At 36.5% G+C, this 12,839-nt stretch carries 11 protein-coding genes and 1 pseudogene; 9 read left to right on the plus strand and 3 right to left on the minus strand.

Translation table 11 applies throughout. The features are described 5' to 3' along the window. The first annotated feature begins 266 nt into the window (after window positions 1-266). The 8 genes from CA730_RS06505 (at window position 267) to CA730_RS06545 (ending at window position 9,846) form a co-directional block, all read left to right on the plus strand. The gene (locus CA730_RS06505) at window positions 267-1,745 is read left to right on the plus strand and encodes a formylglycine-generating enzyme family protein (protein ID WP_231940004.1); all 1,479 of its coding nucleotides are present in this window, start codon (window positions 267-269) and stop codon (window positions 1,743-1,745) included. A 724-nt stretch (window positions 1,746-2,469) separates the two neighbouring features. Continuing rightward, window positions 2,470-3,585 carry an SUMF1/EgtB/PvdO family nonheme iron enzyme gene (locus CA730_RS06510; RefSeq protein WP_096665376.1) on the plus strand — a complete coding sequence of 372 codons (1,116 nt, stop codon included), beginning with the start codon at window positions 2,470-2,472 and terminating at the stop codon, window positions 3,583-3,585. 474 nt (window positions 3,586-4,059) lie between these two features. Further along, entirely contained in the window at window positions 4,060-4,851 is a 792-nt protein-coding gene (locus CA730_RS06515) for a GUN4 domain-containing protein (RefSeq protein ID WP_172891160.1), read from the plus strand. A gap of 139 nt (window positions 4,852-4,990) precedes the next feature. Further along, window positions 4,991-6,580 (plus strand): AAA family ATPase, encoded by a 1,590-nt coding sequence (locus CA730_RS06520; RefSeq protein WP_096665379.1) that lies wholly within the window; start codon window positions 4,991-4,993, stop codon window positions 6,578-6,580. 284 nt (window positions 6,581-6,864) lie between these two features. After that, window positions 6,865-7,239 (plus strand): DUF1257 domain-containing protein, encoded by a 375-nt coding sequence (locus CA730_RS06530; protein WP_096665385.1) that lies wholly within the window; start codon window positions 6,865-6,867, stop codon window positions 7,237-7,239. Window positions 7,240-7,340: 101 nt separating this feature from the next. Beyond that, on the plus strand, window positions 7,341-7,553 hold the full coding sequence (locus tag CA730_RS06535; RefSeq protein ID WP_096665388.1) for a DUF2997 domain-containing protein: 213 nt from the start codon (window positions 7,341-7,343) through the stop codon (window positions 7,551-7,553). A gap of 54 nt (window positions 7,554-7,607) precedes the next feature. Further along, window positions 7,608-8,159, plus strand: a complete 552-nt coding sequence (locus tag CA730_RS06540) for a nucleotide exchange factor GrpE (RefSeq protein WP_096665391.1) — start codon at window positions 7,608-7,610, stop codon at window positions 8,157-8,159. 100 nt (window positions 8,160-8,259) lie between these two features. Further along, a complete protein-coding gene (locus CA730_RS06545; protein ID WP_096665394.1) occupies window positions 8,260-9,846 on the plus strand; it encodes an Hsp70 family protein in 1,587 nt (528 codons plus the stop codon). A gap of 2 nt (window positions 9,847-9,848) precedes the next feature. On the opposite strand, the gene CA730_RS25975 is transcribed toward CA730_RS06545, so the two are convergent. Then, window positions 9,849-9,971, minus strand: a complete 123-nt coding sequence (locus CA730_RS25975; protein WP_269076503.1) for a hypothetical protein — start codon at window positions 9,969-9,971, stop codon at window positions 9,849-9,851. Window positions 9,972-10,210: 239 nt separating this feature from the next. Further along, the gene (locus CA730_RS06550) at window positions 10,211-10,651 is read right to left on the minus strand and encodes an ISAs1 family transposase (protein ID WP_407919773.1); all 441 of its coding nucleotides are present in this window, start codon (window positions 10,649-10,651) and stop codon (window positions 10,211-10,213) included. 240 nt (window positions 10,652-10,891) lie between these two features. On the opposite strand from CA730_RS06550, the gene CA730_RS06560 reads away from it, so the two are divergent. Continuing rightward, window positions 10,892-11,509, plus strand: coding sequence for a hypothetical protein (locus CA730_RS06560; RefSeq protein ID WP_096665400.1), 618 nt, complete (start codon window positions 10,892-10,894; stop codon window positions 11,507-11,509). A 56-nt stretch (window positions 11,510-11,565) separates the two neighbouring features. On the opposite strand, the pseudogene CA730_RS06565 reads toward CA730_RS06560, so the two are convergent. Beyond that, window positions 11,566-12,803: pseudogene (locus tag CA730_RS06565) on the minus strand (1-acyl-sn-glycerol-3-phosphate acyltransferase); the annotation flags it as partial. Between the last annotated feature and the right edge of the window lie 36 nt (window positions 12,804-12,839).

The following is a 12,839-nucleotide window of genomic DNA, read 5'->3' on the forward strand; positions in this document are numbered from 1 at the left end:
CTTGCTTAATAAATATTCACTTTTCTCTATCTTAATCATCAACAACTATAGCGGTATGCACTTGAATGAAATACAGTCATAAGCCCCCTCCTCGCTTGCGGGGAGGGGGTTGGGGGTGGGGTTCTTGTATATCATGCAACCGATAACCGCTATAACCAATAATCATCCAATCACATCCTGTACATCCTCAAATCCTGGATATCCTGATTCAGACAATAATATGCTATTTTATATACAGCATACATGAAACCAACCATTAACCAATCATGAATCATCCACAACAACCGCGAGAATACGATGCTGTGCTTGGTGGTAATAGCTCAATACCAGAATGTGCTGCGGTTTTAGGTGGTATTGAAGGGGTAAAATTACGGTTGCAAAATCCAGATGCAAAGGTGAGAATTGCTGCACTGGAGCAAGCTGTGAATTATGGAGAACAGGGTTTAGATTTAGTAATTGCAGGTTTAAAAGATGATTCATTGGAGGTGCAAAAACAGGCTTATATATTGTTAAATGATTGGCAAGAAAAACAACAATTGTTGTTAATGTCTCAAATTCAAAAACAACATAAAATAAAGTCAAGTCTGATGATAAAAATGCAAAATTTATTTTTTAATCAAGAGAAAGATCAAAAGGATGAAGAGGAAAAAATTCTTATTAAACAAGCATTATTGGAAAAAGTTAATTATGTTTTAATCAATTTAATTGAGGATGTGAGATTACGATTTAAAAATAGTGATTCTACTGTAAGATTTGCTGCATTTGAACAAGCATTGAATTATGGAGAACAGGGTTTGGATTTGGTTATTGAAGCTTTAAAAAATGAGTCTTGGGATATTCAAAATGCGGCTTATTTAATATTAAATAAAAGAACAGAACCAAGAATTAAGCAAATATTACAAGATCCTCGTCAATTAGGTTTTAAACTAGAACAAATTGAAGTAGTCACAACTAACAAATATGGCAAAATTATTCAGCGTCAGCCGCGTGTAGCTAGATATTTTATAGAAGATTTGGATAATAGTGTAAAACTAGAAATGGCTGCAATTCCTGGTGGTACTTTTATGATGGGTTCACCAGAAAATGAAGAGAGAAGACGTGATAGGGAAAGTCCCCAACATCAAGTGACTGTTCCTAGTTTCTTCATGGGAAAATATCCAGTAACACAGGCACAATATCAAGCTATTATGGGAACTAACCCTTCTTATTTCAATGGTAGTAATCGCCCTGTTGAAAGAGTTATTTGGAATGATGCAATAGCTTTCTGTGAAAAGTTAAGCCAAAGGACAGGAAAAAACTATAGATTACCTAGTGAAGCTGAATGGGAATATGCTTGTCGAGCAGGAACTACCACACCATTTCACTTTGGAGAGACGATTACAACGGATTTAGCTAACTATAATGGTGACTACACTTATGGCGGTGGGATTAAAGGAATTTACCGAGAAGAAACAACAGAAGTAGGCAGCTTTGGAGTAGCGAATAATTTTGGCTTATACGATATGCACGGCAATGTCTGGGAGTGGTGTGAAGACAGTTGGTATACTAGCTATAAAGGTGCGCCGACAGATGGGAGCGCATGGCTAGATACTGAAGAAAATACCAATTCTAAGCTGCTGCGCGGTGGTTCGTGGCTCTACAATCCTGGGAATTGCCGTTCTGCTTATCGCCACTACTACATCTTCGATTACACCTACAACCATATTGGTTTTCGGGTTGTGTGTAGTGGTGCGGCGAGGACTTGATAGCACTATGCGCTTTTGCCCTCTTGCTCTTTTCTTTTCTTATCCCTCTCGCATAGCGAGAAAAATTTTTTGTCTGAATCAGGATATCCAGGATTAAAGGATTGACAGGATTGTAATTTGATGGTTGATAGATGAGATTCATATATTTATTCTTCCATCTCACTTCATAAATATTCACTTTTCTCTATACTAATAATCAACAACCAACCAATAATCAAACAATCACATCCTGTACATCCTCAAATCTTGGACATCCTGATTCTGACAATAATCTTCTATCTCACTTCATAAATATTTATTCACTTTCCTCTATCCTAATCATCAACAACTAACGAATAATTAAACAATCACATCCTGTACATCCTCAAATCTTGGACATCCTGATTCTGACAATAATCTTCTATCTCACTTCATAAATATTTACTTTTCTCTATCCTAATCATCAACAACTAACGAATAATCAAACAATCATATCCTGTACATCCTCAAATCCTGGACATCCTGATTCTGACAATAATCTTCTATCTTACTTCATAAATATTTATTTACTTTTCTCTATCCTAATCATCAACAGCCAACCAATAATTAAACAATCACATCCTGTACATCCTCAAATCCTGGATATCCTGATTCTGACAATATTAAAATTATGTAAACAAATAACAAAATGCCCTAAATATGCTATTTTATATACAGCATACATGAAACCAACCATGAACGAATCATGAATCATCCACAACAACCGCGAGAATACGATGCTGTGCTTGGTGGTAATAGTCCATCACCAGAAGGTGCTGCGGTTTTAGGTGGTATTGAAGGGGTAAAGTTGCGGTTGCAAAATCCAGATGCAAAGGTGAGAATTGCTGCACTTGAGCAAGCTGTGAATTATGGAGAACAGGGTTTAGATTTAGTAATTGCAGGTTTAAAAGATGAATCTTGGGATATTCAAAATGCGGCTTATTTAATATTAAATAAAAGAACAGAACCAAGAATTAAGCAAATATTACAAGATCCTCGTCAATTAGGTTTTAAACTAGAACAAATTCAAGTAGTAACAGTTAATAAATTTGGGGAAATCATTCAACGACAGCCCCGTATAGCTAGATATTTTACTGAAGATGTGGGTAATGGTGTCAAATTAGAAATGGCTGCAATTCCTGGTGGTACTTTTATGATGGGTTCACCGGAAAATGAAGATAGAAGCTTGGATAATGAAAGTCCTCAACATCAGGTTTCTGTTCCTAGTTTTTTTATGGGGAAATATCCAGTAACACAGGCACAATATCAAGCGATCATGGGTAATAACCTTTCTCACTTCCAAGGTCAAAACCGCCCTGTGGAAAGCGTTAGTTGGAATGATGCGGTTAAATTCTGTGAAAAGTTAAGCCAAAGGACAGGAAAAACCTACAGATTACCTAGTGAAGCTGAATGGGAATATGCTTGTAGAGCCGGAACTACCACACCATTTCACTTTGGAGAGACAATTACAACGGATTTAGCTAACTATTATGGTAATTATACTTACGCTTCTGCTCCTAGAGGTGAGTATCGTAAACAAACTACAGATGTAGGCTCTTTTCCCCCTAACGCTTTTGGTTTGTATGATATGCACGGGAATGTCCGGGAGTGGTGTTTGGATGATTGGGTAAATAGGTATAATAACGCGCCTACAAATGGTAGTGCTGTGACAAGCTCAACTACGTCAAAACTGCTGTGCGGTGCTTCGTGGTCCGACGTTCCTGTATACTGCCGTTCTGCCTCCCGCCTCTACTACAACCGCGCTGTCAGGGTCAACGATAGCGGTTTTCGCGTTGTCTGTTTTAGTGCGGCGAGGACTTAATAGCACTATGCGCTTTTGCCCTCTTGCTCTTTTCTTTTCTTATCCCTCTCGCATAGCGAGAAAAATTTTTTGTCAGAATCAGGATAACCAGGATTATAGGATTGACAGGATTGTTATTTGATGATTGATAGATGAGATTCATATATTTATTCTTCCATCTCACTTCATAAATATTCACTTTCCTCTATCCTAATCATCAACAACTAACGAATAATTAAACAATCACATCCTGTACATCCTCAAATCCTGGATATCCTGATTCTGACAATAATCTTCTATCTCACTTCATAAATATTTACTTTTCTCTATCCTAATCATCAACAACTAACGAATAATCAAACAATCATATCCTGTACATCCTCAAATCCTGGACATCCTGATTCAGACAATATTAAAATTATGTAAACAAATAACAAAATTATCCAAATATGCTATTTTATATACAGCATACATCAAACCAACCATGAACGAATCATGAATCATCCACAACAACCGCGAGAATACGATGCTGTGCTTGGTGGTAATAGTCCATCACCAGAAGGTGCTGCGGTTTTAGGTGGTATTGAAGGGGTAAAGTTGCGGTTGCAAAATCCAGATGCAAAGGTGAGAATTGCTGCACTTGAGCAAGCTGTGAATTATGGAGAACAGGGTTTAGATTTAGTGATTGTATGTTTAAATGATGAATCTTGGAATGTAGAATATGCGGCTTATTCGTTATTAAAATCTCGAACAGAACCAACAATTAAACAAATATTAACAGAGTTCGATGCACCTTTAAAAAAATATTCAACTGACTACACATCTTTACGTGACTGTCTTGCTTTGGGAAAGTGGAAGGAGGCAGACGAGGAAACAGCACGAGTAATGTTAACTGTAGCAAAACGGGACAAAGAAGCTTGGTTAGATGCTGAACACATTCAAAATTTCTCGTGTAAAGATATTCACATTATTGACCAGTTGTGGGTAAAGTACAGTAATGGACATTTTGGATTTTCTGTACAAAAGCGCATTTATAAAATGTTGGGGGGAACAACGAAATACAATTACAAAATTTGGTGTAAATTTGGCGATTATGTGGGATGGAGAAAAGGAGAAAAATGGCTGTGTTATAGTGATATTGAATTTGATATAAGATCATCAGAAGGAAACCTCCCTTTAGTGGGGGCTGTTATTGGAGAACGCATACCGCCAGGTTGGGGTGAGTTTGGTGTACCTTTGTGGGGGTTATCTCCTCTTTTGTTGAGACTGGTAAGTTGTAACATATAACAATTACAAAAAATTATTTATAAACAAATAATTGCTAACAAAGTACCTTTATCTTCTTCTTTGCGTCTTTGCGTCTTTGCTCCTTTGCGCGAAATAAAAACCCCAATAAACTAACAACTACTCCCCCTATTTATACATAATGAATAACCCCCACCAACAACTACTCCAACAAATAGACCTCATGCTTCGCGCCCGCTATCCCCTACTATATATAGTCGGAGTCGAAGAAGAACCAATAGAACAAGTCCTGCAACAACTCACCCAAATATCCCAGACACCACGACAACTATTATTATGGGATATCGTCACCGGTTGGGATGACAACGGAACTGATAAAGGTTCAGTCATGGGTGCATTATCAAGAATTACCAAAACCTCAGAAAATACAACCACAATTTTTGTATTGCGAGACATACATTTTATCCTCAAAAACTCTGAAACAGAAAAAAATGCTCCCGTAATTCGGGCTATCAAAAACCTCACCCGTCAACTGAAACGCACACGCCAAACCCTCATCCTCACTAGTCATATATTAACCATTCCTCCAGAATTACAAGAAGAAGTTACAGTTATTGATTTTCCCTTACCCAACATCGAAGAAATTGATTATTTAATTCAGCAATTAATAGTCCCGGAAAAACTTAACTTAAATGGACTAGGAAAAGAACAATTAATCAAAGCCTGTCAAGGATTAAGTCGCGCCAGAATTAGAAGAGTTTTAGCCGCTGCTTTAGCAGCCAAAGGACAAGTTAACGAAACAGATATTGATAGAGTTTTAGAAGAGAAAAAACAAGCAGTTAAACAAACCGGAATTTTAGAATTTTACACGGCCAATGAATCATTAAAAAACGTCGGTGGCTTGGAAAATCTCAAACAGTGGGTGCGAATGCGTCAAGATGCTTTTACCGAAGAAGCAAGACGTTATGGAATACCCAACCCGAAGGGAGTTTTATTAGTAGGAATCCAAGGCACAGGAAAATCATTATCAGCCAAAACTATCGCCCACGAATGGCGTTTACCATTGTTACGTTTGGATGTGGGCAGATTATTTGGGGGTATAGTGGGAGAAAGTGAAAGTCGCATTCGGCAAATGATACAATTAGCAGAAGCAATATCACCCTGTGTATTATGGATGGATGAAGTAGATAAAGCATTTGGTAATATTAATAGTGGTACAGATGGTGACTCTGGAACATCGCGCCGGGTATTTGGTACACTCATTACCTGGATGCAAGAAAAAACTAGTCCGGTGTTTATGGTGGCTACTGCTAATAATGTGCAAATATTACCAGCCGAGTTATTAAGAAAAGGGCGATTTGATGAAATATTCTTTTTAAATTTACCTACGGAAAAAGAACGCCATGATATTTTTAAAGTTCACTTGCAAAAAATCCGTCCTTCCCGACTGCGAGAATTTGATTTACAGAAACTTGCAAGTCATAGCGAAAATTTTAGCGGTGCGGAAATTCAACAGGTAATTATTGATGGTATGCACCGCGCTTTTGGTAGTTTAGTCGCTGGTAATAGGAGGGATTTTAGCACGGAAGATATTTTAGCGGCGGTATCGGAAACTGTTCCTTTGGCGGCTATTGCTAAGGAACAAATTACGAGTTTAAAACGCTGGGCTGCGGAAGCTGGCGCAAGAACGGCTTCTATTGATACGCTGTTAATTGAGGAGTTGAAGGTTTATTCTCAGCAGCAGGGTTTGGGTCCTTTGGAGGTGGATTAATAATTCGTAATTCGTAATTCGTAATTCGTAATTCGTAATTCGTAATTCGTAATTCGTAATTCGTAATTCGTAATTCGTAATTCGTAATTCGTAATTCGTAATTTGGAATTGATAAGAATTAAAATAAACCACGAAGGGAAACTGTAGGGTGCGTCAGATATCAAAAATTTGTTTATTTATGTTATTATTCTGTCTGACGCACCCTACTAATTTATTATAAGCCTCTCTCCTATTAGGGGATAGGTTTGGAGAGGGGTTAAAAATACATAAGGAGTTGATTTTTTATGTCTCATTTTACAACTATTAAGGTGCAAATTAAACAGGGTGAAGTTTTGCTTGACGTTTTGCAAGAGTTGGGTTATCAAGTTGAACAAAATACTAATGTACGCGGTTACATGGGTGATAAAACTAATGCTGAATATGTGATTAAGCAATCTAATGGTTATGATTTAGGTTTTCGTAAAAATGGAGAAAGTTATGAGTTAGTGGCAGATTTTTGGGGTGCGAAAATTAATCAGCAGGAGTTTATTAATAATATTAGTCAAAAATACGCTCATAAAACTTTGATGGAAACAATTCAAACTGAGGGTTTTAATGTGGAGGAAGAGGAGGTTTTAGCAGATGGTACGGTGCGGGTTTTAGTTGGTAGATGGGTTTAAATAAGCATAAATAAGATCCCGGACTTCTTACTTTATTTAATCATTGATTGATAAGATATTAAAAAGAAGTCGGGGATCTAAGGACAAAAGGAAAAATTATTATGGCTGAATATCAAAAGATTGAATATCGCATTGGGAAAGATGGTAAAATTGTGGAACGGGTTTTAAATGTCACTGGTTCTAGTTGTGTGGAAACTACAAAAGGCTTAGAAAAATCTTTGGGACAAATAGAATCTCAGGAATTATTACCCGAATATTACGAACGAGAAGAGAATATTAACATTGCTGAAAGTCAATCTTTAAAACAACAATAAACTAGATCCCCGACTTCTTTAAGAAGTCGGGGATCTGAATACCACATAAATAATATGCTAGAACAAATTAATAATATTGCTTTTGCTGTAATTCTCGTAATCATCGTTTATATTATTCTGCGGATATTATTCCCAGAAACTAATGAAAATAAATCAATTAATAATCAATCTGCTATTTCTCCAGATACAGAACAGAAGATTAAAGATTTAGAGGTTCAATGTCAACGACTGCGCGAAGAACTAAAACAACAATCTCAACAATTACAAAGCGATTTTCAAAATGAAACTTTTACCCAATTACAAACTTTACTCAGCAACTATCCCACAGTCAAAAAAATGGCTTTAGCTAAACCTGAATTACCTGCTAAAAACCTAGTCTCTCTATTTACATCTTTAGATAATTTAATTACCAGTTGGGGTTATACTGTGATTGGTGAAACTTGGGAACAGGTTAATTATAATCCTCAATTACATCAAGCTGATAGCGATGATATTCAAGAAGGGGAATTAGTATATATTCGTTTTATTGGTTATCAAGATGGTGATAAAGTTCTGTATCCTGCTAAAGTTAGTCGCACTCTTCCTAGTGGATATAATCAATCTTAAATTATTATACAATTTTGTGGGGTGGGCATCTTGCCCGCCTAATCATAATAGCAGGCAAGATGCCTGCACCACAAGACAAAAACAATATAATTAATAAATTATGACAACTATAGCAATTGATTTTGGTACAAGTAATACTGTAATTAGTATTTTAGAACCTGATACTCAACAACCTAAAAGTTTACGTTTTCCTAATTTATCCCGTGTATTTGTTGGTGTGACTCCTCAAGGTGAAAGATTAGAATATCCAGTTATTCCTAGTGTAGTATTTATTAAATCGGGTAATAATATCATATTAGGTGAAGGTGTTCGTAGTCAAAGATTAGGACTTTCTCAAACTTATCCTCCTGAACGGTTATTTAAAAAGTTTAAACGTGATTTAGCTGGAGATTATCAACCACCAGCAATCCAAATTGATGGTATACATTATCATGCTGTCTCTATTTCTGAGTTATTTATCCAAACTATTTGGACAGAAATACAAAAGCAAAATATCCACCCTAGTCATTTAATTTTTACTGTTCCCGTTGGTGCTTTTGAACGTTATTTAGATTGGTTTCGAGATTTAGGAAAAAAGTTAAATGTTCCTCAAGTTTCCATTGTTGATGAATCTACTGCTGCGGCTTTAGGATATGCTATAAAACACCCTGGTAAGTTAATTTTAGTAGTAGATTTTGGTGGGGGAACTCTTGATTTAAGTTTAGTTAAAACTGTAACTAATGCTGATGAAAATAACAGTTTACGTGCTGAGGTTTTAGCTAAGTCGGAAGCCTATGTAGGTGGGGAAGATATTGATGTTTGGATAGTTGATGATTATTTACGTTCTCAAAATCTAACACCAGAACAAGTAGGAAAAATTGGTTATCAGAATTTATTAGAAATTGCTGAACGGTTAAAGATTCAATTATCAAAAAATCAATCTGTCGCTGAAAGTTGGTTTGATGATGAATCTTTTATGTCTTATGAATTAAAAATTAATCGTGAAAAATTAGAGGAAATTTTAGAATATAGACAGTTTTTACAACAGTTACGAAATACCTTAGATGAGGTTTTAGCTTCTGCTTTACGAAAGGGTATTAGTAAAAATGATATTGAACAGGTTTTATTGGTCGGAGGAAGTTGTTTAATTCCCGCAGTTCAACAATTAATTATTTCCTACTTTGGTAAAGCTAAGGTAAAACTAAATAAACCTTTTGATGCTGTCTCTCATGGTGCATTAGCAATAACACAAATTACCGAAATAGATGATTTTTTACGTCATAGTTACGCAATTCGTTTATGGGAAAGTTATAGCAGAAGTTATATTTATCATCCTATATTTACTAAAGGTACAAAATATCCTTGTCAAAGTTCCCAATGGTTAACCTTACAAACAGCAAATAATGGACAAACAGAAATTCGTTTAGATATTGGTGAATTAGCTGATATGACACAAACGGAAATTGCGTTTGATGCTTGGGGAAGAATGACTTCTAGCACTCTTCAACATCAAGAAAGTTACCGTTCCCTAGATACTCAACATCAACAGGTATGTGTTGCTAAACTTAACCCACCAGGTGAAGCAGGTATTGATAGAATATCTGTGTTATTTGAGGTAGATTCTCGACGGACTTTATTAGCAACTGTGAAGGATTTATTGAGAGGAGAGATGTTAGTTGATAGGGGAGAAATTTATAAATTGAGCTAAAATTATATAGCCACTGTATCTATCAAACCCTGCAAAACTTGTTGTAAATCAGTCGTCAACTCAGCCGCAGATTGTCTAGCAGCAACCAGGGGAAACGCATCTAAATTATCTTGACAAAATATCATTTTAGTGAATCAAGATAGAAAAATATCTAACTTCATTCAAAAACTGATTAATTTCTTTATTAAAATTCTGAAAATTTAATAAATTCAGGGTAATTATTTATTCTTGATAAAAAACTTATTTTGTTCATTTCTATATATTAATATCTATATTTTTTGACATTAAACATCTAGATCCTATTGCAGAATCCACAGAAAATAAGCTATTTATATTGATAGTTGTCTATAGGTTCTGATTTTTATCAGATACATTCTAAAATCTTCTCTAAATATTCATCATCCCATCCTGCACAAACCTGCTTACTTTTAATTCCTAGTTTTTGACTTTTTTCTTTTCCTAAAAGATTAACTGCTATATGACGAAGAACTGCGAAATTTTGTGGTGCGTTATCCTTTCTTATCCGACAATCATCTTCTCTAAAAGCTACATCCAAAACCCAATGTAATGAGTTTTCTACACCCCAATGGCTGCGAACTGATTGTCCTAATAATTTGGCATTATTCGTCAAGCTACTAATATAATAACGGGTTTCAACCTGAGTTTTTCCATTGATTTTTTGTATATATTCTACCATTCCTACACTTTGAAGATTTAGCCATTTATTGTCTGGATCCACAAGTGTTGAATCCTGCAATAAAACTTTACAATCTTTGCGTTTTACCCATGCACAACTTGGACACAATCCTCAAAATCTTAACATTCAACACTTCTGCAAAAATGAATTATGGGGACACGATCTTTTAATACACAATAAACCTCAGCTAGAACGGATGATTTTATCTGTTAAACCATACAAATGTTGGGTTTCCTATTGTCAACCCAACCTACAAGATCGGCGATCGCACTAATGTTGACACTTGTAGGCATTCGTGTCACAATTATATTCGTATGACTTCATGAATACCACAGTAGAAAAGAAAACATGACTTTGAAAATGAGGACTACATTTTTTGCAACTTTAACTGCTATGGCTTTGACCTCAAATATTATCACTCCATATCAAGCTTGGGTGCAAGCTCAGACTGTGAAACCTGTGCCTAGTCCAGTACCAACGGACAATCCTTCCCCGTCGGTAACACCAGATCCCATTTCCCTGCCCAATCCCGTTGAAGTTACTATTCCTGACGGAACCGAGATTATCCTTTCCACACTTGATGAGCTTTCTAGTAAAACAGCAAGAACAGGAGATTTAGTTACCTTGCGGGTTGATGAAGATCTAATTATAGAAGGTAAAGCAGTAATAACAGCAGGAACGCGAGCTCGTGCTGAAATTGCTGAAGTACAAAAATCAGGATTATTTGGTCGAAGAGGAAAACTTACTCTCAAAATTTTGTCAACCTCAGCAGTAGACGGCACGAAGATATCATTGCTGGCAGGGCGAAATAGCGAAGGTGGTGGAAACGTAGGAGTCAGTATCGCTGTATTCGCCCTTGTCAGTCCACTTGGTTTTCTTATTAAAGGTAGTAATGCAATCATTCCTGTTGGTACAAAGATCCGAGCAATTATAGATGGTAGAACAAAAATTCGGATATCTCAATGATACTCCCAGCCAAGAAATAGGGCTTCGCCCCGCACCGCTATTTCTTGGTTTTATATGCCTATTTTTTTAGTGGGAAGGGAGTAGGTGTCATTAATTTTATTAATCATATCCCATAAAAGTAAAGTCATTTCGGCAAATCTTTCCACAGTTGGTTTTTCGCGGATATACATCCCAGGAACAGCCACAAAACTTTCAACCAATCTCATGTGCCACATCCGAAAATATGCTTCTTCAGCAACTCTATCTCCCAGACTTTTCTCAATGGGTGATAATAATTTAATATCCTTAAAATCTTCCCTAAAGATATAATTCCAACCGGCTTTACCCGTCTACATCTATCATTCCAATGACCCCTAGATGGCAAATCAAAATATTGTTAAGCAATAAATAAAGCAATATTCATCACAGATTGTAACCGATAAGCTAAAGCCTCATTTCTATCGGTAATTTCCCCATTAGTAATTTTTTCATCTGGCAATTTTTGATGATAAAATTTAGTATAAAATTGCTCCATTACCGATAATAAATGTTCTGCCAAACCCAATAATCGGGGATAAAGCGCAGCCAAATTAGCCTCAGTTTTCTCTGGATTCACAGATAAACCACTAACTGCTTCTAATTCAGTTAACAAATTTGCTATATTATCCCAAGGCTGATTAACATAACTATATTTAATGCCAATTGGTACAATTAAAACTTCCTCATCTCTTCCCGCTTTTTGCAAATCTTCCGCACACCAAAAACCCATCTGTGCGATACCCGGTTCTAAGGGACTAATAATCTCCGATAAACCATTTGTAGCACCTTCTGGCGCAGCAGCCATGGGAAACTGACCGTTGAGATACAAATCCCGCACCGAACGCAACCCAGTCCAGTCAGCTTTACCGCGTTGAATCGGAGTTCCCCCCAAATGGGAAATTACCCAACCAACTTGAGAACCAGCCCAGAGAGGAATACCCCGATCATAGATAAAATGGGCATGAAGGGGATATTGTAGCTGTGTACCCCCAACTCGTGCTACTTTAGGCAAGATTTGGGACAGTAAATAAGTTAAACAAAGAGGGTCTGCTGTTTGAGGATGACGAAACGCCAACATAAACCTGATTTTACCATCCTGAAACCGTTGATAGCAATCCGCCAAAACTTCAACATTGTCTGCTTCAATGTTGCTAATGGGTGTTTTCCAGCGAATCCAGTTAGGTAGAACTAAATGTATCATTTTTAACAATAAAGGGTTAAAAGCTGGCGGAATAAATTCTAAAGGTGGTTGTGCTTGATACATTAATTCTGACAAGCTAGTTATCTCCTCAAGTTAGATGGAAAAAGCATG

It is taken from the genome of Dolichospermum compactum NIES-806 (genome assembly GCF_002368115.1).
Classification (GTDB): domain Bacteria; phylum Cyanobacteriota; class Cyanobacteriia; order Cyanobacteriales; family Nostocaceae; genus Dolichospermum; species Dolichospermum compactum.